19 protein-coding genes are annotated in these 21,227 nt (G+C 60.1%); 12 read left to right on the forward strand and 7 right to left on the reverse strand.

Annotated features, from left to right (window positions below; translation table 11 throughout):
- The first annotated feature begins 13 nt into the window (after nucleotides 1–13).
- The 3 genes from RYA97_RS02390 to RYA97_RS02400 are packed head-to-tail and all read left to right on the forward strand — an operon-like array spanning nucleotide 14 to nucleotide 3,587.
- Entirely contained in the window at nucleotides 14–904 is an 891-nt protein-coding gene (locus RYA97_RS02390; protein WP_005781918.1) for an NAD(P)-dependent oxidoreductase, read from the forward strand.
- 3 nt (nucleotides 905–907) lie between these two features.
- A complete protein-coding gene (locus tag RYA97_RS02395) occupies nucleotides 908–2,425 on the forward strand; it encodes an aldehyde dehydrogenase family protein (RefSeq protein ID WP_005781920.1) in 1,518 nt (505 codons plus the stop codon).
- A gap of 4 nt (nucleotides 2,426–2,429) precedes the next feature.
- A complete protein-coding gene (locus RYA97_RS02400) occupies nucleotides 2,430–3,587 on the forward strand; it encodes a M20 aminoacylase family protein (protein WP_046832751.1) in 1,158 nt (385 codons plus the stop codon).
- Nucleotides 3,588–3,709: 122 nt separating this feature from the next.
- Here the strand turns inward: RYA97_RS02400 and RYA97_RS02405 are convergent, their stop codons facing one another.
- Nucleotides 3,710–4,636 carry a LysR family transcriptional regulator gene (locus RYA97_RS02405; protein WP_032638651.1) on the reverse strand — a complete coding sequence of 309 codons (927 nt, stop codon included), beginning with the start codon at nucleotides 4,634–4,636 and terminating at the stop codon, nucleotides 3,710–3,712.
- Between the two features lie 151 nt (nucleotides 4,637–4,787).
- On the opposite strand from RYA97_RS02405, the gene RYA97_RS02410 reads away from it, so the two are divergent.
- Both RYA97_RS02410 and RYA97_RS02415 read left to right on the forward strand, forming a co-directional pair.
- Nucleotides 4,788–5,570: a YqcI/YcgG family protein gene (locus RYA97_RS02410; RefSeq protein WP_005733792.1), complete on the forward strand. Its 783-nt coding sequence runs from the start codon at nucleotides 4,788–4,790 to the stop codon at nucleotides 5,568–5,570.
- A 6-nt stretch (nucleotides 5,571–5,576) separates the two neighbouring features.
- Nucleotides 5,577–6,218, forward strand: coding sequence for a LysE family translocator (locus RYA97_RS02415; RefSeq protein WP_005781925.1), 642 nt, complete (start codon nucleotides 5,577–5,579; stop codon nucleotides 6,216–6,218).
- Nucleotides 6,219–6,231: 13 nt separating this feature from the next.
- Here RYA97_RS02415 and RYA97_RS02420 read toward each other — a convergent pair whose 3' ends face one another.
- Nucleotides 6,232–7,608 (reverse strand): L-serine ammonia-lyase, encoded by a 1,377-nt coding sequence (locus RYA97_RS02420; RefSeq protein WP_004664394.1) that lies wholly within the window; start codon nucleotides 7,606–7,608, stop codon nucleotides 6,232–6,234.
- Between the two features lie 129 nt (nucleotides 7,609–7,737).
- On the opposite strand from RYA97_RS02420, the gene RYA97_RS02425 reads away from it, so the two are divergent.
- Nucleotides 7,738–8,649, forward strand: a complete 912-nt coding sequence (locus tag RYA97_RS02425) for a LysR substrate-binding domain-containing protein (protein WP_002554369.1) — start codon at nucleotides 7,738–7,740, stop codon at nucleotides 8,647–8,649.
- A 12-nt stretch (nucleotides 8,650–8,661) separates the two neighbouring features.
- On the opposite strand, the gene RYA97_RS02430 is transcribed toward RYA97_RS02425, so the two are convergent.
- The 3 genes from RYA97_RS02430 to RYA97_RS02440 all read right to left on the reverse strand — a co-directional run bounded on the left by RYA97_RS02430 (nucleotide 8,662) and on the right by RYA97_RS02440 (nucleotide 13,172).
- Nucleotides 8,662–9,990: a DUF3100 domain-containing protein gene (locus RYA97_RS02430; RefSeq protein ID WP_005746337.1), complete on the reverse strand. Its 1,329-nt coding sequence runs from the start codon at nucleotides 9,988–9,990 to the stop codon at nucleotides 8,662–8,664.
- 519 nt (nucleotides 9,991–10,509) lie between these two features.
- Entirely contained in the window at nucleotides 10,510–11,901 is a 1,392-nt protein-coding gene (locus tag RYA97_RS02435; protein WP_005746338.1) for a VOC family protein, read from the reverse strand.
- Between the two features lie 23 nt (nucleotides 11,902–11,924).
- Nucleotides 11,925–13,172, reverse strand: coding sequence for an aspartate aminotransferase family protein (locus RYA97_RS02440; RefSeq protein ID WP_316891806.1), 1,248 nt, complete (start codon nucleotides 13,170–13,172; stop codon nucleotides 11,925–11,927).
- 253 nt (nucleotides 13,173–13,425) lie between these two features.
- Between RYA97_RS02440 and RYA97_RS02445 the strand changes: the two genes are divergently transcribed.
- Both RYA97_RS02445 and RYA97_RS02450 read left to right on the forward strand, forming a co-directional pair.
- Nucleotides 13,426–14,916 (forward strand): aldehyde dehydrogenase family protein, encoded by a 1,491-nt coding sequence (locus RYA97_RS02445; RefSeq protein ID WP_005746341.1) that lies wholly within the window; start codon nucleotides 13,426–13,428, stop codon nucleotides 14,914–14,916.
- Nucleotides 14,917–14,960: 44 nt separating this feature from the next.
- The gene (locus RYA97_RS02450) at nucleotides 14,961–16,247 is read left to right on the forward strand and encodes an NAD(P)/FAD-dependent oxidoreductase (RefSeq protein WP_005746343.1); all 1,287 of its coding nucleotides are present in this window, start codon (nucleotides 14,961–14,963) and stop codon (nucleotides 16,245–16,247) included.
- 12 nt (nucleotides 16,248–16,259) lie between these two features.
- Here RYA97_RS02450 and RYA97_RS02455 read toward each other — a convergent pair whose 3' ends face one another.
- Together RYA97_RS02455 and RYA97_RS02460 are read right to left on the reverse strand one after the other, a co-directional pair.
- Nucleotides 16,260–17,633: a sensor histidine kinase gene (locus tag RYA97_RS02455; RefSeq protein ID WP_005746345.1), complete on the reverse strand. Its 1,374-nt coding sequence runs from the start codon at nucleotides 17,631–17,633 to the stop codon at nucleotides 16,260–16,262.
- A complete protein-coding gene (locus RYA97_RS02460) occupies nucleotides 17,630–18,292 on the reverse strand; it encodes a response regulator (RefSeq protein WP_002554362.1) in 663 nt (220 codons plus the stop codon). The genes RYA97_RS02455 and RYA97_RS02460 overlap by 4 nt, the downstream gene beginning before the upstream one ends.
- Nucleotides 18,293–18,461: 169 nt before the next feature.
- On the opposite strand from RYA97_RS02460, the gene RYA97_RS02465 reads away from it, so the two are divergent.
- From RYA97_RS02465 to RYA97_RS02480, 4 genes are read left to right on the forward strand one after another with little or no spacing between them, the layout of a single operon-like run.
- Nucleotides 18,462–18,725, forward strand: coding sequence for a PepSY domain-containing protein (locus tag RYA97_RS02465; RefSeq protein ID WP_002554361.1), 264 nt, complete (start codon nucleotides 18,462–18,464; stop codon nucleotides 18,723–18,725).
- Nucleotides 18,725–19,270 (forward strand): cytochrome b/b6 domain-containing protein, encoded by a 546-nt coding sequence (locus tag RYA97_RS02470; RefSeq protein ID WP_005746346.1) that lies wholly within the window; start codon nucleotides 18,725–18,727, stop codon nucleotides 19,268–19,270. The genes RYA97_RS02465 and RYA97_RS02470 overlap by 1 nt, the downstream gene beginning before the upstream one ends.
- 38 nt (nucleotides 19,271–19,308) lie before the next feature.
- On the forward strand, nucleotides 19,309–20,607 hold the full coding sequence (locus tag RYA97_RS02475) for a sialidase family protein (protein ID WP_005746347.1): 1,299 nt from the start codon (nucleotides 19,309–19,311) through the stop codon (nucleotides 20,605–20,607).
- Complete coding sequence (locus RYA97_RS02480; protein ID WP_002554358.1) at nucleotides 20,604–21,224, forward strand: hypothetical protein; 621 nt, start codon at nucleotides 20,604–20,606, stop codon at nucleotides 21,222–21,224. Before RYA97_RS02475 ends, RYA97_RS02480 begins: the two co-directional genes overlap by 4 nt.
- Nucleotides 21,225–21,227: the final 3 nt, after the last annotated feature.

The raw sequence follows: 21,227 nt of genomic DNA on the forward strand, positions 1-21,227 counted from the left end.
CCGGGATGCAGACATGACTTTGAAAGCAGGTGTGATCGGATTGGGCAACATGGGCGGCGGCATGGCTGCCACGCTGGCGGGCAAGGGCTTTGATGTCAGCGGCTTCGACCTGTCGCAGGCTGCGCTGGCCCAGGCTGAAAGCAAAGGCGTCAAGCCGGTTGCCGACCGCAAACAACTGATTCAAGGCGTGGATATTCTGATCCTGTCGCTGCCCAAGGCCGAGCATGTGGAGTCGGTGTGTCTCGGTGCGGGCGGTATCAGCGAGTTCGGTCGCAAGGGCTTGATCGTGGTCGATACCACCACATCAACACCGGAAATGAGCCGTAAGGTCGCCGCCGAACTGGCCAAAACCGGCATTGCCTTTATCGATGCACCTGTCTCGGGCGGCCCGAAAGGCGCAGCTACCGGCACCATGTCGATGGTCGTCGGCGCTGAAGATGCCGATCTTGCGCGCGCCATGCCGATTTTGGAAGGAATGAGCGGCACACGCGTGCACGTCGGCCAGTGCGGCGCAGGGAATGTGGCCAAGATCGCCAACAACATGCTCGCCGCCTGCCACCTGATCAGCACTGCCGAAGCCGTGGCGATGGCCGCGCGTGCAGGTGTCGATCCGGAAAAGCTTCTGCAGGGCCTGAATGCCGGTTCCGGACGCAGCGGTGCCACGCAAGTGATGTTCCCGACCTGGGTACTCAACAAGGCCTATGACTCAGGTTTCACCATGGGCCTGATGCGCAAAGACGTCGGCCTGGCCAGCGATCTGGCGGACAGCCTCGACATGGACCTGCCGCTGTCGCGCGTCGTCGCGCAATTGTGGCAGGCCAGCAGTGAAACCCTGGCGGACAACGAAGACTTCTGCGCCATCGTGCAACGCACCGATGGCAAACTTTACGGTCATGGAGAATAAGCGATGAGCACTGCAAAAATTCTTGAACTGATGCGTCCTTACTGGGGCGATCGCAGCGTCATTGCCAGCTACGTCGGCGGCCAGTTCATTGAAGGCCATGGCGCGCCGGTTGAAGTGCGCAATGCCCATGACGACAGCCTGTTGCTGAGCTTTCCGGACGCTGACGAGTCGTTGGTCGACATCGCCGACAAGGCGGCCAAGGCTGCGCAGCAGCAATGGTGGGCGCTGACCGCTCAGGCGCGGGGTCGCGCCATGTATCAGGTAGGCAATCTGATTCGTGAAGAACTGGAAAACCTCGCGCAGATCGAATCCCTGACCGCCAACAAGCCGATCCGCGATGCCCGCGTTGAAGTGCTCAAGGTAGCCGAGATGTTCGAGTATTACGCCGGCTGGGCAGACAAGCTGCATGGCGAAATCATCCCGGTGCCGACCACCCACCTCAACTACGTGACCTACGAACCGCTGGGCACGGTGTTGCAGATCACCCCGTGGAACGCGCCGATCTTCACCTGCGGCTGGCAGATCGCCCCGGCGATTGCGGCGGGTAACGCAGTCATCCTCAAACCGTCGGAACTGACCCCGCTGAGCTCTTTGATGGTCGGTGTGCTGATTGAGCGCGCGGGCGTACCGAAAGGGCTGGTCAACGTGATTGCCGGTTTCGGACATTCCATCGGCCAGGCGTTCATTGCCAAGGCTGACATCCGCAAAGTGGTGTTCGTCGGCTCGCCAGCGACCGGTCGGCATATCGCCGTGGCTGCGGCGCAGCGCTGTATTCCCGCGGTGCTGGAGCTGGGTGGCAAGTCAGCCAACATCGTATTCGACGATGCGGATCTGGAAGTGGCCTTGCGTGGCGCTCAGGCGGCGATTTTCTCCGGTGCCGGGCAAAGTTGTGTCTCCGGCTCACGGCTGTTGGTGCAGGAATCGATTTTCGAGAAGTTCACCAACGCTCTGGCGGTGGCGGCGACGCAGTTCAAGGTCGGTGACCCGAGCGATCCGGAAACCCAGATCGGCCCGATCAACAATGCCAAGCAGTACAACCATGTGAAGAGCATGGTCGAGCGCGCATTGAAAGACGGCGCAAGACTGGTTGGCGAGCAGGCTGATCCGATCCCGAACAAGCCGGGTTATTACGTCAACCCGACGGTGTTGGCGGGCACCAACGAGCTGCATTGTGCGCAGGAAGAAATCTTCGGCCCGGTGGTGGTAGCGATTCCGTTCAAGGATGAAGAAGACGCGATCCGCATCGCCAACGACAGCCGTTTTGGCCTGGCCGGTGGCGTCTGGACCCGTGATGTCGGGCGTGCCCATCGCGTTGCCAGACAGGTGCGTGCCGGGACGTTCTGGGTCAATGGCTACAAGACTATCCACGTCAGCTCGCCGTTTGGCGGCTATGGTGAAAGTGGTTATGGCCGTTCTTCCGGCCTGGATGCACTGCGCGAGTACAGCGAAGTGAAAAGCGTCTGGGTCGAAACCGCCGCCAAGCCTGCCGCCAGTTTTGGCTACGGCGCGAGTCTGGAGTAAGTACATGCCCATTTCAAAGACACTGATCGACGAAGCAACTGTCTGGCGCCGCACGATCCACGCTGCGCCGGAGCTGGGGTTTCAGGAGCTGAAAACCTCGGACAAGGTGGCTGATCTGCTGAGTAGCTTCGGCATTCAGGTGCACCGCGGTCTGGGCGGTACTGGCGTGGTCGGCACCCTGCGCAATGGCGACGGCCCAACCATCGGCATTCGCGCCGACATGGACGCCCTGCCTATTCAGGAGCTGGGCGACAGCGTGCACAAGTCGGCCCATAAGGGCTGCATGCACGCCTGCGGACACGATGGCCATACGGCAATTCTGCTGGCCACCGCCCGGCACCTGTCGGAAACCCGCCGGTTTGCCGGCACGGTGCATTTTGTCTTTCAGCCTGCCGAGGAAAACCTCGGCGGCGCGCAACGGATGATCGAAGACGGTCTGTTCGAGCGCTTTCCGATGGAAGCGATCTACGGTTTGCACAACTGGCCGGGCGTGCCTGCTGGCAAGGTGGTCATCAATCCAGGGCCGATGATGGCATCGCTGGACACCTTCGAAATCACCCTGACTGGCAAGGGCAGCCATGCGGCCATGCCGGACAAGGGCAATGACCCGATTGTGGCGGCTGCCGAACTGGTGCTCGGGCTGCAGACCATCGTTTCCCGCCGTCTGTCGCCACTGGATTCTGCGGTGGTCAGCATCACTCAGTTCAACGCCGGTGAAGCCATCAACGTCATTCCGGAAACCGCTGTTTTGCGCGGCACGGTGCGTTGTCTGCAAACGCCGGTGCGCGAGAAGGTTCAGCAACTGATTGGCGAGTTCGTCGAGCGTTTGCCGGCGGCCTTCGGGGTGCGTGGCGAACTGGTCTACAACGTGGGGTATCCGGTGACTGAAAACCACGTCGATGCTGCTGCTACGATCCGCCGCGCAGCGGCCGCTGCGGTGGGGGAGAACAACGTGCAGTGGGGCTGCAACCCGTCGATGGCCTCCGAAGACTTCGCCTTCATGCTGCATGCCTGCCCGGGTGCGTACATCTGGATGGGCGTCGATGGCGAGAAACCGTCGGCGGCGTTGCATAACCCGTATTACGACTTCAACGACCAGGTGATCGAACCGGGTGTGGCGGTCTGGACATCGCTGGTGGAGCAGTGTCTGCCGCTGAGTTGAATGGCTTGCATACTATGCCGTAGGAGTGAGCTTGCTCACGAAGGCAATGGTCCAGACGCCCTTTTTATGGGGTTGTCCGGCTTCTTCGTGAGCAAGCTCACTCCCACCGGGAACGGACTCCTTCAAGGTGCCGCGAGCAACTCCACTGCAATACCGGATATGTCCGGCAGGCAGGTCAGCAGGTGGTCGCGCAGTTCCAGTACTCGCTGGCGCTTGAAGCTGTCCTGCAGCCAGACCAGGTAATAGGCATCTCCGGTGCCAACCGCCGAGTTGAACGGCAGAAAGACCTGACCTTCGTTCAGGTCATCAGCGACCAGAAACAGATCGCCAATCGACACACCGTGCCCTCTGACTGCAGCGGTAATGCCCTGATCAAGGGTGTCGAACACCTTGCCTTTGCTCAACGTCACCTGACCAGAGAGGTCCATCCGGCTCAGCCAGCGCCGCCAGTCGCGGCGGTCGCTGGAAGGATGGATAAGTTCGGCGGCCTGCAGCCTCTCTGTTCCCCACGGCTGGTCGCCTAACGTGTCTGCCGAGCAGATCGGAATCAGCCACTCATCGAACAGCTTGCAGGTTTCCACCTCGGCACCAAAGCTGCCATTGCCCAGCAGAATCGCGCAGTCGAAAGGCTCCGAATAGAAGTCCACGCTATCAAAGTCCATCCATACGCTGGAGAGCTGCACCGGCAGGGCGGGTGCAGGCTTTTTAAAGGACTCCAGCGCATGCAGCAGCCAGCGCATGGTCAGGGTGGACGGTGATTTGAGGCGCAGATTCGCGCCCTGACCCCGGAATGGCTGGCAGGCGTCCTCGATAATCCGGAAGCCGATCTTGAGTTGACTGGACAGCCGCCGGCCCTCGTCACTGAGCGAAAGGCGCGGGCCATTGCGCTCGAACAATCGACAGCCAAGGGTTTCTTCCAGGGTACGAATATGACGACTGATGGCACTCTGGGTAAGGGAGAGTTCCTGCGCAGCACGCGTAAATGAACATGATCGAGCCGCGACTTCAAAGGCTCTCAGCGCGTAAAGAGGCGGTATACGTTCAGTCATGTGATAACTAACCATGATTATTTGTCATAGTAGGTTACACCTTTTTCCATTTTTCCGCGCACGTGTCTCCGGTCAGAATCGCCGGCTCGTCCACTGTCGTAAAAATCAAACAATAAGGCGGTGTTCTTATCTGCTGCGTGCGTGAGGGAATATGCTGCCCAAGTCCGAAAAGCTGTTACGCCAATCTGTTGTAAGACATTTGCTGGAAAGTGACACCGCCCTGGAAATGGGCTGGAGGGTTCAGGCTTACAGGCAGTTCGAGCAGGTGCTGAGTGACAAGGGCTTTCCTTGTCTGTTTGGCCGCCGTGCCAACAAGTCCGGAAGCTGTCTGCTGCTGTTCATCCCCTGTGAGAATGAGCAACAAGCGCTACGTGACGGCATGGAAGCGTACGTAAAGTTCGTTAATGACACGCCACTTGAAGATCGCCTGTTCAACCCGTTGATTGTCATTTTCGAGAAAACCGATTTCAACACCTTGGCCGAAGAGCAGGCCTATGCGTGGGCCACCTTGCAGCATTTACATGATGGTGACCGAACGCCCTGGCCGGCCAAAGCCTGCACAGACCCTGAAGTGTTCGAGTGGACCTATCACTTCGCCGGACTGCCGATGTTCATCAACATGAGCTTTCCCCGTCACAGCGCGATGAAAAGCCGTTCGCTGGGTGGGCACATTGTGTTTGTGGTCAACCCTCGAGAGAACTTTGACGAGGTGGCAAGCGCCGAGACGGAAAGTGGTCGCAAGGTCAGGGAAAAGATTCGCCAGCGAATCGCCGATTACAACAACGGCGTGGTACCCGACACGCTGGGTTTTTTCGGCGACCGTAGCAGCCTGGAATGGAAGCAATACCAACTGTATGAAGAAGGCGGGCTTTCACTGTCCCGTTGTCCTCTGCATATCAAAGTCGACAAGACTGACCATTTGAACGAGCGTTGAGTACCCATGGATATATCGTTGCTGCTGATCTACATGTTCAGCGTCTTCATGCTGATCATCACCCCTGGTCCGGTGGTGGCACTGATCGTCAATACCAGCCTGGCGTGCGGGCCGAAACGTGCGATGCTGACGGCGCTGGGCACCAACTGGGCATCACTGGTGTTGGTGTTGGTCGCGGCATTGATTCTGACGGGCACGCTGTCGGTGAGCGTAAGCATGCTCAACTGGATCAGCCTGGTGGGCTGTTTCTTCATCGCCTATCTGTCGATGCAGGCGCTGGAACAGGCGTTGCGTTACGCCCCGACGCCGCCTGAAGCAGCGCCAGCGCCGTTGCCTGCGCGTAGCAGGCACAGCGGGCTGGTGACCGGTTTTCTGGTGGGGATTTCCAATCCGAAGGACATCATCTTCTTCGTCTCGTTTTTCCCGCAGTTCATTCACGTCACCGAATCGTTCAAGGGCAGCATTGCCTTGTTGTCGTTGCTGTGGATCATCATTGACCTGTCGATCCTGTTTGCCTACATCTTCCTGATGCGTCAGAAGCTGGCCTTGAAGTACAAGCGCAAGATCGAAGTCGCCTCCAGCGTGACCTTGCTGCTGATCGCGCTGGGCGGAATCTTCTATTCGGGCTCGGCACTGTTGAATCAGTAAACGCCTGAGCCGATCAGCACTCGATCAGATTGACTGCCAGCCCGCCGCGTGAAGTTTCCTTGTATTTATCGTGCATGTCCGCGCCGGTATCGCGCATGGTGCGGATGGCGTGGTCCAGCGAGATGAAGTGCTCGCCGTCGCCGCGCAGCGCCATTTGTGCAGCGTTGATTGCTTTCACGGCAGCAATCGCGTTGCGCTCGATGCAAGGAATTTGCACCAGCCCGCCAACCGGGTCGCAGGTCAGTCCCAGGTTGTGTTCCAGACCAATTTCCGCCGCGTTTTCCACCTGTTCGGGCGTGGCACCGAGAATTTCCGCCAGGCCAGCGGCGGCCATTGCGCAGGCCGATCCTACTTCGCCCTGACAACCCACTTCGGCACCGGAAATGGACGCGTTCTTCTTGCACAGAATGCCGACCGCAGCAGCGCTCAGGAAGAAACGCACCACGTCGTCATCATTGGCCGTAGGCTTGAACTTCATGAAGTAATGCAGCACCGCAGGCACGATACCCGCCGCGCCGTTGGTGGGCGCGGTCACCATGCGCCCGCCCGCGGCGTTTTCCTCGTTGACCGCCAGGGCGAACAGGTTGACCCACTCCATGGCGCTCAGGGTCGAGCCGATCACGTTCGGGTTATCGAGGTTCTGCAGGCTCTGATGCAGGCGGTAGGCGCGACGGCGCACGTTCAACCCGCCGGGCAGGATGCCGGTTTCAAGCAGGCCCTTGTCGACGCAGGCGCGCATCGCGGCCCAGATCACCATTATTTTCTCGCGAATTTCTTCCTCGCTGCGCCATACCTTCTCGTTGGCCATCATCAGTTCGGAAATGCTCATGCCGTGGGTCTTGCACAGCTTCAGCAACTGCGCACCACTGAAAAAGTCGTAGGGCAGGACGGTGGTGTCGTTGTCCAGCACGCCGCTGGCTGCCTGTTCGGCATCGATCACAAAGCCGCCACCCACCGAATAGTAGGTTTGCTCGTAAACTTCACCGGTCTTGCCGTAGGCGCACAGCGTCATGCCGTTGGGGTGATAGGGCAGGTTTTCATTGAGCAGGCACATGTCCCGCTCCCAGACGAAGGTGATGGCCTGCTCGCCCGCCAGCATCAACTGGTTATCGGCACGCAGCGCGTCGATGCGCTGGTTGACCTGGCCAGGGTCGATCTGGTCCGGCCATTCGCCCATCAAGCCCATGACTGTTGCGCGATCGCTGCCGTGTCCGATGCCGGTGGCCGACAGAGAACCGTACAATCGCACCTCGATCCGTTCTACGCTGTGCAACCGGTTCTGGTTACGCAGCTCGGTCACGAACAGTGCCCCGGCGCGCATTGGCCCGACGGTGTGGGAACTGGACGGCCCGATGCCGATTTTGAACATGTCGAAGACGCTGATAGCCATCACGAAGGTCCTTCAGGTGAGATGATGCACGGGAATTTGGTATTCCCCTTTTTCTGTTACTCATCTTTGGCTTCGGCTGTCGAAACGACAAACGATTGTTGCTATGCAACGCTTTAGCGGAACTCTTCAATGAGCAGAATCTTCAACGCACAGATGCACGCCTGGTTACAGGTGTTCGCCTGCGCAGCCCGACATCTTTCCTTCACCCGGTGCGCCGAAGAGCTGCACGTCACTCCCGGCGCGATCAGCCAGCAGATGCGCCAGCTTGAAGAGCGCCTGGGCTTCGCGCTGTTTCACCGGGTCGGGCGCGGGCTGGAGCTGACCGCCGAAGGTCAGCGTCTGGCGGTGGTCGCCAACGAGGTGCAGAGCCGTATCAGTGAAGAGCTGCGTCTGCTGTATTCCGGGCGCATCGGCGGGGTGTTCAAGTTGCGCTGCATCCCCTCATTCCTCAGCAAATGGCTGATGCCGCGCCTGCCACGCTTGCAGGAAGCGTTTCCGGACATCCAGTTGCGGATCATTGCCGAAGACAGCAGCGGGTCGTTGCGCGATGACGATTTCGATCTGGCCATCGACCTGAACGACGGCAGCTATCCGGGGCTGTCGACCACGCCGTTGCTGGAAGAAGAGCTGTTTGCGGTCTGTTCGCCAAGCCTGTTGGTGGGCAAGCCGCCACTCGATACGCCCAGCCAGCTGGTGCACTTTCCGTTGCTGCATGACATCACTGCCTGGCGCGGCAGCTATGAATACGCTGAGTGGGAGTTTTATCTGACCGCCATCGGCGCTGATGGTATCGACGTGCGCCGTGGTCACACCTTCAACCGCAACCACCTGACCATCGACGCCGCGCGCATGGGCATGGGCGTGGCCATTGCCCGCAAGGCGCTGATTACCGACGAACTGGAGCAAGGCTTGTTGATCGTGCCGTTCGGGCATCCGATCAAGGCCAGGAAGAAATACGTCCTGGCCTATCGTGAGGGTGCGCTCTCTACTCCGGCACGCCGCGCCGTGCATGACTGGCTGGTGAACGAAGCGGTGATCTAGCCCGCTCCGGAATCAATGAAACATCTCGGCAATCAGCACGGCGCCGATAAAGGTACCGAAGTTGGCCAGGAACGATACCAGCACGATTCGCCAGCCCAAACGGCGGAAGGCTGGCAGGTCCTTGGCAATCGACAGACCGGCAAAGGTCAGCATCGGCGTAATGACTGCCAGCATGTTGATCGAACTGGTCATCCGGGCAATCTCGGCCGCCCAGGGGCAGGCCGGTGAAGTCAGGAACATCGCCACCAGCGACACCATGCACACTGCCGGGATCTTGCGACGGATCAGGTTGCACAGCGCTTCGCCGACGAAGGCACAGAAAATCATGATGCCCATGCCGGTGAATGCATCGGCCGACAGCGTCTTGTAGCCGACATAATTGGCAATCAGCGCCAGTGCACCGGCGGCCAGCCACGCACTGATCTTGCCCGCCCAGCCCAGTTCCGGAACCTCCAGCGACACATCGCTGTGGCGCAGGCCTTCATCAGTCATGGACGCCTTGGTGGTGCGGCCGATCAGCGGCTCCAGCACCCGATAGCCCCACACTGCCAGTGGCAGGGAGATAAACAGGGTGAAATAAGTACCGATGGTGGTGGTGATCAGGTTTGATGCCGCCGCCAGCGTCATGACCTCCTTGGCGACTTCCGGTGTTTGCTGCGCGGCAATTGCACCGGCTGCAGCAGCCATCATGCTGCCCGAGCCGATGCCCGAGCCCATCGCCAGCGAATTGGGATGGAAGATCCCCAGGCTGGCGATAAAGCCGGCAACGATGGCAATAAACAGCGCACCGAACAGGGTGCCGGTCAGGTACTCGGCCAGTACGCCGCGGCCTTCCGGGGAGTCCATGCCGTAGCGCTCGCCGATGATTGCCAGACTGGGCTCGCGGCCAACCGAGAACGTCGCGCCGATTGCCTCACGCTTGATGCCCAGCAGCAGTGCGACCGGCAGGCCGAGCACCACGGTGCCGACAAAGTGACCAAACTCCTGAAACACCAGCGCCCATCCCGAGGCGAACACTACCGGCAGCGAGCCGCCGACGACGAGACCGAGTTTGGCAATGAAAATCAGCAGGGCGGGTTGCAGGATCGAGGCCGAGCGTAGCTGGATGCCGTGATCGATACCGATGCTGCCTGGCAGGCGGCGACTGGCGATACCCACCATCGCGCCCAGCAACAGCGCCCATACCATCGGTAGCAGCACCACCTTGCCTGGGCCCAGCGGGATACTGACGGCACCGATCATCTCGGCAATGATCAGGATAACGGCGGCCCAGAGATACAGCTTCACCGTCGATGAAACGGCCTGATTGTCGCCCGACACTGCAGCGTGTGAGTTTTGCATGATGATCCCCTTGCCTGCTGAATGGCCTTTTTCAGGCCTTATCAATCGTTATTCTGTTTTTCAGGTCGGCGCGATGAGGCGCCAGGGCAGCGTTGGAAAGTCCATGAAGTCATGGAGGCCGTTATCCGGCCGAGTATTTTTATGAGGTCTGAACGTGATCCGGACCCAGGCTGCTTCGAGCCTTTGCAAGGGGATTACAGGGTGCGTTATTTGAAGGGATGAGCCTTTGAATACGGCACTTTGCTGTCCACACGCAATCGCAGTATGCATAGCGCGAGGTTGCACACCAATATTGCGAATTTTATTTATCGTTGCGTTAAACAGAACACAGAAAGGGCTACACGGCCCTTGAAAGTGACTATCGTGCGACGCTCCGAGTCGCATGCCGTTCCGGACGCTCTGCGTCCTCTTTTGCGACGCAGAGCGTCGCGAACTGCATTCCCACGCAGAGCGTGAGGAACGATCATCTTAACTATCGTGCTGGCGCTCTGCGCCGGCATGCAGCTCTGGTTGCTCCCACTAGTAAGCGGGACTGCTCAGCTCAAGCGCCTTGGCGCATTCCTCCAGCGAGCGCCGCTGGGTGTCCGCATACAACTCCAGTTCGTTGAGCGTATTGCGCCCCAACGCCCGCTCAAAATCCTGCTGGTTCGAATTCGTCGCGTAATGCGCCTGCGCGTTGTCCCCCAGGTTGGACTGGAAGATGCCTGCCGCACTGACTGGCAGAAAGTCTTCATACACCAGCGGCTCGAAACGCACATGACCTGCTTCCACAAGCTGCTCCAGGCTGCCGGATGCACGCTCGGCAATGCCTGATTCAGTCGGAAAGTAGCGAAAGTAGGCCAGCCCCTGCGTGCGCATTTCATCATGATTGTCCGGAAAAGCCTGAAATGCCTCGTCCAGCAATTCTGCATAGCGCACGGCGTTGGCTTCGTTGGGAAACTCACCCAGTTCGTCGCGAGCTTCGTTCAACAGCCGGTCATACAACGCGCGCCCTTTGGGCGTCAGGGCTGCGCCGCGCTGTTCGATCTCGCCGAAGCGTGCCGAATGGCTGCCCGACTGACTCCCCCCCTGACCAATGAACGTAATGGGTTCTTCAAGCGCCTTGAAGCTGGTCTGGCGCAACAGAATCGGACACTGGCGACGCGGTGGCCCTTCAACCACGGCCTTGGGCGTGATGCCTTTGCCGGGCATGCCGCTTTGCACCGCATCGATATCCAGCGTGCGCGGGGTGAGGTGATTGATATGCGGACCTCGAAACGCCACCACATCAGCGATCAGGCGATGCTGGACGTTGAGCTTCTGGTACTCGTCAAGCGAGACCGTCGCCGTGTTATGCCAGCGAAAGGTTTCCAGCGCCTGCTGAATGAACTCGGCAGCGTCGTGCTCGCTCAACCCGCCGTCTGTCTCATGCTTGTCGACCAACGCCAGGGCACCGGGCGTGAAGATTCTGCGCTTGGCCAGCACCTGACTGGCAAACTCGCGCAGGCTGTCACTCTCGATCAGTTCCAGGCGCAACAGTGAGGTGAACACCCGAAACGGGCTGACCTGCAACGCCTGTTCATGCACGGCACGAAACGCTGTGGAGTGAACCGGCACACCGGCTTCGGTCAGGTCGTAATAACCGACCGGCTGCATGCCCATCACCGCAAACAGGCGGGCGAGGGTGGCCAGTTCCTCAGCCGTACCGACGCGGATCGCGCCGTGGCGTTCCATGTCCAGCCGCTGGATCTCGCCGGTCTGGCGCAGGCTGCTCAGCACCTCGCTGTCGCGGCTCATGACCTGCGCATTGACCTCGCTGACCAGCCCCATCAGCGTGCCGTACAGCGGCACTTCGTGCTGGTACATCTGCGACATGGCGCGAGAAAAGCCCGCGCGGATCTGGTCCGGGTCGGCAAAGCGTGCAGTGCTCATCAGGATGGTTTCTCCGTACGTGTTCAAGCCAGCGCTGCCAGGCAACGCTCGAAAATATCCAGCCCTTCGTGCAGAACATCGGGCTCGATGGTCAGCGGGATCAGCAGGCGGATGATGTGCCGCGACTTGCCGCTGGGCATCAACAACAGGCCAGCGTCCCTCGCTGAGGCCAATAGGTCGGCAAGCTGCCGGGTCCCGGGCTCGCCATCCGCTGTGATCAGTTCGATGCCGCGCATGCAGCCTACGCCGGTCAACCTGCCCAGGTACGGCGACAGCTTGCCTGACTGCCAGGAGTTGTAGCGCGAAACAATGGCGTTTTCCTGCTGTTCACCCCAGGTGGATAAATTGGCATCAGTCATTTGTGCCAGCGAGGCCAGGCCCGCAGCGCAGCCAATCGGGTTGCCGGAATAGGTGCCGCCGAGCCCGCCCTTAGGCAGGTTGTCGAGCAAATGCTTGCGACCGACCACGGCGCCCAGCGGAATGCCGCCTGCGATGCTTTTGCCCAGCAGAATCAGATCCGGCTCGATGCCCAAGCGGCTGAACGCAAAACGCTGCCCGGTACGGCCGAAGCCGGACTGAATTTCGTCGGCGATCAACACGATGCCATGTTCATCGCAGAACGCTCGCAGCGCCTGAGCGAAATCCGCCTCCATGGCCAGAAAGCCGCCTTCACCCTGCACCGGTTCAAAGATGATGCAGGCCACATCGTTGACATCGATCTCTACGCTGAACAGTCGCTCCAGTGCCTTTAGCGCCTGCTCGGTGGTCACGCCGTTGTCCTTGCTGGGAAACGGAATGTGAAACACCGGACCGGGCAGCACGCCGACTTTCTGTTTATAGGGCGCCACCTTGCCATTGAGGTTCAGGGTTGCCAGTGTTCGGCCATGAAAGCCGCCATCGAAGGCAATCACAGCCGTGCGGCCCGTCGCGCCACGTACGATCTTCAAGGCGTTTTCCGCCGCTTCCGCACCGCTGTTGGTGAGCATGCCGCTGAGCGGGTAACTCACCGGTACGAACTCCGTCAGTTGCCGCATGAAGCGGATATACGGATCGTGAGGCGTAGCGTTGAAGCAATAGTGGGTCAGCTTTGCCGCCTGATCCTGAATGGCCGTGACCACCTGAGGGTTGCAATGCCCCAGATTGAGCACGCCGATACCGCCGACAAAGTCGATGTAGCGCTTGCCGGTGGTGTCCCATACTTCGGCATTGCGGCCGTGGGACAACGTCATGCTGTGGACAAACGAAATGGATTCGCTGATGTGTTCGCTCATCGGCCTGGCCCTGACTCCGGGGGATCATGATGGCCTTATCCAAACAAACATCGGGCAACGCTCGCAAACGAAATAAAATCACCGGGTCATTCCAATAATTCCCGATGTAGCCGCTTTCGTTGCTGTTAATGGCAGGCAGTTCATTCCTAAAAGGAATCATGTTTTTCAAAAACGTCGTTTGTGGGCCAGCCCCGAGTGGATCAATACTGGGTTCATCAGTGATTTACACCGTTTCCATGACAGGAGAATCAACATGGTTGCCGAGTTATTAGCACGTCTGGGCGTGGCGAACAGTGCCCACACACAAGGGGACTATCCGGTTTACACCCCGATTGATGGCAGCCAGATTGCCTTGGTCACGCTTGAAGGCAAGGCGCAGGTCGTGGCGCGCATCGGCAGCGCCCACAGCGCGTTTCTGAAGTGGCGCACAGTACCGGCCCCGCGCCGTGGCGAGCTGGTGCGGATCTTTGGTGAAGTGCTGCGCGAGCACAAGGCTGACCTGGGCGAACTGGTGTCGGTCGAAGCAGGCAAGATCACTCAGGAAGGCCTGGGTGAAGTCCAGGAAATGATCGACATCTGCGACTTCGCCGTCGGCCTGTCGCGCCAACTATATGGCCTGACCATCGCCTCCGAACGTCCCGGCCACCACATGCGTGAAACCTGGCACCCGCTGGGCGTGGTCGGTGTGATCAGCGCGTTCAACTTCCCGGTTGCAGTCTGGGCCTGGAACACCACGCTGGCGCTGGTCTGCGGCAACCCGGTGATCTGGAAGCCTTCGGAAAAGACTCCGCTGACCGCCTTGGCCTGCCAGGCGCTGTTCGACAAGGCGCTGAAGATTTTCGGCGATGCACCCGCAGCGCTCGCGCAGTTGGTGATCGGTGATCGTGACGCCGGTGAAGCGCTGGTCGATGACCCGCGCGTGCCACTGATCAGCGCCACCGGCAGCACCCGCATGGGCCGCGAAGTCGGTCCGCGTGTAGCTGCCCGTTTCGGGCGCAGCATCCTGGAGCTGGGCGGCAACAACGCGATGATTCTGGCCCCCAGCGCCGATTTGGACCTGGCCGTGCGCGGCATTCTGTTCAGCGCCGTGGGCACTGCCGGTCAGCGCTGCACCACGCTGCGTCGTCTGATTGTGCATCGCTCGATCAAGGACGAAGTGCTTTCCCGGGTTAAAGCGGCCTACGCCAAGGTGCGTGTCGGTGATCCTCGTGAAGGTAATCTGATCGGTCCGCTGATTGACCAGCAAGCATTTTCCGCCATGCAGAATGCGCTGACCAAGGCGCGCGACGAGGGCGGTCAGGTGTTCGGTGGCGAGCGTCAGTTGCAGGACAAATACCCGAACGGCTACTACGTCACGCCGGCCATTGCCGAAATGCCTGGCCAGAGCGAAGTCGTGCGTCACGAAACCTTCGCGCCGATTCTCTACGTGCTGGCTTACGACGACTTCGAAGAGGCCTTGCGCCTGAACAACGAAGTGCCGCAGGGCCTGTCGTCGTGCATTTTCACTACCGACCTGCGTGAGGCCGAGGCTTTCCAGAGTGCCGCGGGCAGCGATTGCGGTATTGCCAACGTCAATATCGGCACCAGCGGTGCGGAAATCGGCGGGGCATTTGGTGGCGAGAAGGAAACCGGTGGGGGGCGCGAGTCCGGCTCCGATTCGTGGCGCGCCTACATGCGCCGACAAACCAACACCGTCAACTATTCCCGCGAGTTGCCATTGGCCCAGGGCATCGTTTTCGACTGATCTGTACCAGGCTATTACTTGAAGGGCATTGCTGGAGTTTTTCGATGGTGCAGTTTGCTGAAGGCTGTCTGTGGGAACAATTGACTCCGCAACGTCCGGTCAGTCCGGCCTTGATTGGGGACCGAAGCGCCGACGTGTGCATCATCGGCGCAGGTTTCACCGGTTTGTCGGCGGCGTTGCGGTTGCTGGAAGGCGGCAAATCGGTGTGCGTGGTCGAAGCTCATCAGGTTGGTCATGGCGGCTCCGGGCGCAACGTCGGTCTGGTGAATGCAGGCACTTGGGTGGCACCCGATGAACTGGACAAGGTATTGGGCAGTGTCGAGGCCAGCCGCCTCAATAGCGCATTGGGCGCGGCTCCGGCGCTGGTGTTTTCGACTATCGACAAGTACCGCATCGAGTGTCAGGACACCCGCACCGGCAACCTGCACATGGCCCACAATGCAAAAGGACTGGCTGATCTGCGCAGCCGTGCCGAGCAGTGGCAGCGGCGCGGTGCCAGGGTCGAACTGCTGACCGGAAAACCCTGTGAAGACGCCTGTGGCACCGACAAGGTCAGCGGGGCGTTGCTCGATCACCGTGCCGGTACGGTGAACCCGATGGCGTATGTGTCAGGCATGGCGCTCAATGTCGTGGCGCTGGGCGGTCAGCTGTTTGGCGAGTCTCCCGTCAACGGGCTGCAACGCACTGCCGATGGCTGGAAAGTGTCCACCGCCGCGGGCAGTGTGCGCGCCGAGAAGGTCATCATTGCCTCCAACGCCTACACCGAAGGTGAGTGGACCGACATCAAGGATCACATCTTCGCAGGCTACTACTATCAGGTCGCTTCACAGCCGCTCAGCGGCAGCGAGCAGGCGGGCATTCTGCGTGGCGGGCAGGGTTCCTGGGACACGCGCACGGTGCTCAGCAGTATTCGTCGCGATGCCCACGGGCGACTGGTGCTGGGCAGCCTTGGCAACGCTGGCAATTATCCGCTGTGGTTTATTCGTCAGTGGGCTGATCGCATCCAGCAGCACTACTTTCCCCAGTTGGGTCGGGTTGAGTGGCAGAGCACCTGGACTGGCCGCATCGGTTTCACCCCAGACCACTTGCTGCGTCTGTTCGAGCCTGCGCCCGGCCTGCTGGCCGCGACCGGTTTCAATGGCCGCGGCGTAACCACCGGAACGCTGATCGGCAAGTGCTTTGCCGATTACCTGCTGAGCAACGACGCAACTGCGCTGCCGGTGAGCTTTTCCAGCAGCAAAAAGGTCTCGGCCAATGGCCTGCGTACGCTGGCTTACGATGCCGGTTTCACGCTGTATCACGCTGGCCAGTGCTTACGCGTGGTGCTCTGAGTCGACTGGTTTTCAAGCCATTCTGCTTTTGATTCGCAGCTCCGCACACAGCCCGCCCTGCGCTGAATTGCGCAGGTGCAGGCTGCTTTCCAGTTTGCGCACGATCATATCGACGATCGCCAGCCCCAGCCCAGCGCCATTGCTGTGGCCCTGACTGTAGAAGCGTTCAAAAAGGCGTGCTTTCTGTTTCTCGTCGATACCCGGCCCTGCGTCTTCGACTGACAAATGTGCGCTGCCGTCTTCCTGGCGGTTGAGCATCACGCGAATCTCGCTGGCCGGCGGGGCGAAGTTAAGCGCGTTGGTCAGCAGATTCTGCAGTGCGATGGTGATGGCTGATGGGTCGCTGTGGATCACGCAGTCATCGCCCGCCTCGAACACCAGATCGACACGCTTCTCCAGTGCCAGCGGCGTGAGCTCGGCCATTTCCTCGCGCACCAAAGTGTTCAGTTCAAAGGTTTGTAACTGGCTGACTTCAAGGCGCGGCTCAAGTCGGGCCATCGTCAGCAACTGGCTGGCCAGACGGGCAGCACGGTCGACGCCGTGCACGAGAAAATCCAGTGCCTCCAGACGCTGTTCCGGGGTTTCAGCCTGGCGGGCGTTCTGTGCGTGGATGCGCAGAATGGTCAGCGGTGTACGCAGTTCGTGGGCGGCGTCGGCGATAAACCGCCGCTCGCGCTCCAGCACGCTTTCGATCTGGGTCAGCAGACGGTTGAGCGCGTGTTGCATGGGTTCGAGCTCTTTGGGCAGCGGTGTTATATCAAGCGGCTCAAGGCTTTCGGCATCGCGTTGGCGAATGACCCTGGCCATCGACTGCAACGGGCGCAGGCCCCAGCCGATCGCCAGCCAGATCGCGACCACCAGCAGCGGCACGCCGATCAGCGTCGGCCACAAGGTGTGGCTGACAATGCGCTGAATCAGGTCCTGGCGCACATCGTCGCGCTCACCGACCCAGATCAGGAAACCCTGCTGCGGGTCGGCCAGGAGGAAGCCGCACCACTCATGCCCGTTCTCGACCAGATCATGCGAGCCTTCTTCTGCGGGAGGCGCACTGAGCAGCGGCGCTTCGGCCGAACGCACCAAAAGCTCGCCCGACGTGCGCCAGACCTGAAACGTCAGCCGGGTTTCGTACGGATGGGCAACGCCACTGGTACCGACCCGGCTCATGGCCTGATCGAACGCTTGATAAAGCTTGTCCAGATCCTGCTCACCCGTAGCGCGCTGGCGCAGCACACCCTGCAACAGGCGCGCGCTCTGGGCCAATTGCGCATCGTAGACTTCTTCTATTTCGTGATGGCTGTCGCGCAGCGCGAGCAGGCTTATCGCCAGGTTGCCGAGCAGCAACAGCACCAGCACCGGGACCAGAATGCGCGCGCGTACCGAGGTCATGCCTTGAGCTCCAGCAAGTAGCCGACGCCGCGCACGGTGCGGATCAGTTCGGTGGACAGTTTCTTGCGCAGGTTGTGAATCAGCACTTCCAGGGTGTTGCTTTCGACCTTGTCCTGCCAGCCATACAGGGTATTGGACAAGCGCTCGCGGGTGACCACCTTGCCGGGGCGGATCATCAATTGGTGCAGCAGTTGATATTCCATTGGCGTCATCGGCACTTCGCTGCCCTGAAAACTGACCTGCTGCGAAGCCGGGTCGAGGCTGATACCGGCGTGTTCCAGCAACGGCTGCGCACGTCCCTGGCTACGCCTGAGCAAAGCCCGGACCCGGGCTTTGAGTTCATCGACGTCGAACGGCTTGATCAGGTAGTCGTCGGCACCGGCGTCCAGACCGGCAATGCGGTCGGCGGTGCCGTCGCGCGCGGTCAGGATCAGCACCGGCAGGGCTAGCTCTTCGGCGCGCAACTGGCGCAGCAGATCGAAACCATCCATGCGCGGCAGGCCGAGGTCGAGCAGCAACAGGTCGAAGGGTTCGCTGCGCAGGGCGTGCAGCGCGCTCAGCCCGTCTTCCAGCCAGTCCAGCGTGTAGCCCTCGGTGTTAAGGGCCACACGGATGCCTTGGCCAATCGCACGATCATCCTCGACAAGAAGCAGGCGCATAGGGTTGTGACCAATGAATGAGGGTGAGAAGGGCGCCATCATGCCGTCAGCAGGCAGCGTCGCGAAGTGCCGTGTGTCCGGGAAGATGTTACGAGCTGTTGCGTATTAAGCTTTTCCTAAGACTGGTTTCGCACAGTAGCGGCTCCTTAACTGCCTGTGAGTATCTGTCATGCGTAAAGTCCTGCTGGTTTCCCTGTTGCTGGCCAGCCCGCTGGCCCTTGCCGGTCCGCAATGCACCACCGCTGAAAAGTCCCAATGGCAGGATCAGGCCAAATTCCAGGAGCAGCTCAAGGCTCAGGGTTACGAGATCAGCAAGTTCAAAGTGACTGACGGCAACTGCTACGAGATTTACGGCTTCGACAAGGACAAGCGCAAGGTCGAGATCTATCACGATCCGGTCACTGGTAAAGCGGTCAAGACCGAGATCAAGTAATGAACCGTGTTTCCCTGCGCCTGTGGGACCCGCTGGTCAGACTGTTTCATATCTCGATCGCGGGTGTTTTCGTTGCCAATTACTTCTTCAATGAGGCGGGTGACGACTGGCACGTCTGGCTGGGCTATTACGCGGTTGCCTGGCTGGCGGTGCGGGTGGTGTGGGGATTCATCGGACCAACAAGCGCGCGCTGGAGCGATTTCTGGCCGAGCCCGACTCGCCTGCGTGCGCATGTCCGGTCGCTGATCAACCGGCAGCCGGTACACAGGCTCGGCCATTCTCCGCTCGGTGCGCTGGTCATGGTACTCATGATGGCGCTGATCTTCGGCATGGGCCTGACCGGCTTCCTGATGGAGGAAGTCGATGCCTTGTGGGGTGCTGACTGGCCTTTGCAGGCTCATGAAATTCTCGCCAATACATTGTGTGCCCTGGTAGTGCTGCACATGGCCGCGGCCATCTTCGAAAGCTTTCAAGTGCGTGACAACCTGCCCTTGTCGATGCTGACAGGCAAACGACGTCCGTTACCTGAAGATCGCCATCGCTGAAACCACCTTCTTGCCCTTCATCACAGTGATGCCTCCTGATGCGTGTTATTTCCCAAAACCTGACTGCATGGAGCGCAGGCCTGATTGTTGTAGTGATTTTTCTCAGTGCATGGCTAAGCCATCCACAGCACCGGATATCTGCCTTTGCCGTGAGCACCGCACCGGTCGATGCTGAAAGTGTGGCACCCAAGGCATCCTACATTTCGCGTTTCGCGTCTTCTGATCTGGCCGATTTCGTGCATTCGTCAGCCGTGACGGCATTGCCTGGCGGCGACCTCATGTCGGTATGGTTCGCCGGTTCTCGCGAAGGGGCGGGAGACGTTGAAATACGTACCTCGCGGTTCGATGCGTCCAACGGTGAATGGGGTGGCGAGCAGGTCCTGGCGACCCGGGCGTCCACTCAGTCAGGTACTGGCAAATACATCCGCAAACTGGGCAACCCGGTGATCGCGCTGGCTCCGGACAATCGCCTGTGGCTGTTCTACGTGTCAGTCTCGGTCGGCGGCTGGGCGGGCAGTACCGTCAATGCCATGGTGTCCAGCGATATGGGGGCCAGTTGGTCGCCGCCTTGGCAGTTGGTGACATCGCCGTTTTTGAACATCAGCACGCTGGTACGTGGCGCGCCGGTGTTTCATACCGACGGCTCGATCGGCCTGCCGGTCTACCACGAGTTTCTCGGCAAGTTTGCCGAATACCTGTATCTGAGCGCAGATGGCGAAGTCATCGACAAGTTTCGCATCAGCCGCGGTAAAAATTCCCTGCAGCCCACCGTCGTACCGTTGGACGGCCAACGCGCCGTAGCCTTGCTGCGTTATGCCGGCGAGACGTTTCACCGGGTACTGGCCAGCCGTACCGAAGACGGCGGTCAGACCTGGAGCGAGCCGCAACCGCTGACACCCAGCAATCCCAACTCGTCGCTGGCCGCCGTCGGCGTACCGGGTAAGGGCTTGCTGGTGGCGTTGAATGACCTGCGCGAAGGTCGCTTCAAGCTCAGCCTGTACAGCACCGACGAGCAGATGAAGGTCTGGCGGCCACTGCCGGATCTGGACAAGTCACCCGATCCGCTGGGTACACCGTTTGCCCTGGAAGCCTACAAGGCTGCCATCGGCGAAGGCTTTCGCGCTTCCAGTGGCGCACGTCGCCAACCGATGGAAGCCGAGTTTCTGAGCAATCTGGACCAGCGTGTCTGTTCCGCGCAGGGGTGTGATTTCGAATACGAATACCCGTACTTCATCCGCAGCCCGGACGGCCTGTATCACCTGGTCTACTCGTGGAATAACACCTTCATCAAACATGTCAGCTTCAACGAGGCCTGGCTGGCGGAGCAACTTTTATGATCGCTTTGGGATTGGCTCATCTGGCGTTTGCCTGGACCCTGTTTGTGCTATTGGCTCCGCTGACCGCATCGTTATGGTGGCGCTGTGGCCTGCTGGCAGCGACCTCGCTGTTGAGCGTTATTTCATTCGACGGTTTGTCGATGGCGTCGTACGCTCGCAGCCTGACCGACGATCTGGCAATCAGCAGTCTGGTGGTGCTGGGCTGGCTGACCTTGCAGCGATTGGGCGTGCTCAGACCGATGGCAGTGTCCCGGCGATGGGTGATGCTGCTGGTGTTCGCTGTGCTGGCGCTGACGTTGTATCCGGCCACGCTGGGTCTGACTTACTTCGACCCCTACCGCTGGGGTTACAATCCGCGACCGATGATCATTATTGTCGCCGTTATCGCGTTGGGGCTGGTCTTGATGCGTAATGCGCTGGCTGTAGTGATGCTGGCTGCTGCGACGCTGGCATTCACATTTCGTATCAAACCGTCGGAAAATTATTGGGATTACCTGATTGACCCGCTTCTCGCCCTGTACTGCTGCGGGGCTTTGCTGAGCCTGGGCATCCGTTTTGTTTATCGCCGGGCAACGGAGTCGCGCCGTTCGGCCACTCTGTCTGCCGGCAATGTCTAGAGG

The sequence above is a fragment of the Pseudomonas syringae group sp. 26L6 genome (genome assembly GCF_032587815.1).
Lineage (GTDB): Bacteria > Pseudomonadota > Gammaproteobacteria > Pseudomonadales > Pseudomonadaceae > Aquipseudomonas > Aquipseudomonas amygdali.

Excerpts from the sequence above, each read along its gene's own strand:
- RYA97_RS02390 (WP_005781918.1), top strand. The coding sequence starts at position 14 with ATGACTTTGAAAGCAGGTGTGATCGGATTGGGCAACATGGGCGGCGGC.
- RYA97_RS02395 (WP_005781920.1), top strand. The coding sequence starts at position 908 with ATGAGCACTGCAAAAATTCTTGAACTGATGCGTCCTTACTGGGGCGAT.
- RYA97_RS02400 (WP_046832751.1), top strand. The coding sequence starts at position 2,430 with ATGCCCATTTCAAAGACACTGATCGACGAAGCAACTGTCTGGCGCCGC.
- RYA97_RS02405 (WP_032638651.1), bottom strand. The coding sequence starts at position 4,636 with ATGACTGAACGTATACCGCCTCTTTACGCGCTGAGAGCCTTTGAAGTC.
- RYA97_RS02410 (WP_005733792.1), top strand. The coding sequence starts at position 4,788 with ATGCTGCCCAAGTCCGAAAAGCTGTTACGCCAATCTGTTGTAAGACAT.
- RYA97_RS02415 (WP_005781925.1), top strand. The coding sequence starts at position 5,577 with ATGGATATATCGTTGCTGCTGATCTACATGTTCAGCGTCTTCATGCTG.
- RYA97_RS02420 (WP_004664394.1), bottom strand. The coding sequence starts at position 7,608 with ATGGCTATCAGCGTCTTCGACATGTTCAAAATCGGCATCGGGCCGTCC.
- RYA97_RS02425 (WP_002554369.1), top strand. The coding sequence starts at position 7,738 with ATGAGCAGAATCTTCAACGCACAGATGCACGCCTGGTTACAGGTGTTC.
- RYA97_RS02430 (WP_005746337.1), bottom strand. The coding sequence starts at position 9,990 with ATGCAAAACTCACACGCTGCAGTGTCGGGCGACAATCAGGCCGTTTCA.
- RYA97_RS02435 (WP_005746338.1), bottom strand. The coding sequence starts at position 11,901 with ATGAGCACTGCACGCTTTGCCGACCCGGACCAGATCCGCGCGGGCTTT.
- RYA97_RS02440 (WP_316891806.1), bottom strand. The coding sequence starts at position 13,172 with ATGAGCGAACACATCAGCGAATCCATTTCGTTTGTCCACAGCATGACG.
- RYA97_RS02445 (WP_005746341.1), top strand. The coding sequence starts at position 13,426 with ATGGTTGCCGAGTTATTAGCACGTCTGGGCGTGGCGAACAGTGCCCAC.
- RYA97_RS02450 (WP_005746343.1), top strand. The coding sequence starts at position 14,961 with ATGGTGCAGTTTGCTGAAGGCTGTCTGTGGGAACAATTGACTCCGCAA.
- RYA97_RS02455 (WP_005746345.1), bottom strand. The coding sequence starts at position 17,633 with ATGACCTCGGTACGCGCGCGCATTCTGGTCCCGGTGCTGGTGCTGTTG.
- RYA97_RS02460 (WP_002554362.1), bottom strand. The coding sequence starts at position 18,292 with ATGCGCCTGCTTCTTGTCGAGGATGATCGTGCGATTGGCCAAGGCATC.
- RYA97_RS02465 (WP_002554361.1), top strand. The coding sequence starts at position 18,462 with ATGCGTAAAGTCCTGCTGGTTTCCCTGTTGCTGGCCAGCCCGCTGGCC.
- RYA97_RS02470 (WP_005746346.1), top strand. The coding sequence starts at position 18,725 with ATGAACCGTGTTTCCCTGCGCCTGTGGGACCCGCTGGTCAGACTGTTT.
- RYA97_RS02475 (WP_005746347.1), top strand. The coding sequence starts at position 19,309 with ATGCGTGTTATTTCCCAAAACCTGACTGCATGGAGCGCAGGCCTGATT.
- RYA97_RS02480 (WP_002554358.1), top strand. The coding sequence starts at position 20,604 with ATGATCGCTTTGGGATTGGCTCATCTGGCGTTTGCCTGGACCCTGTTT.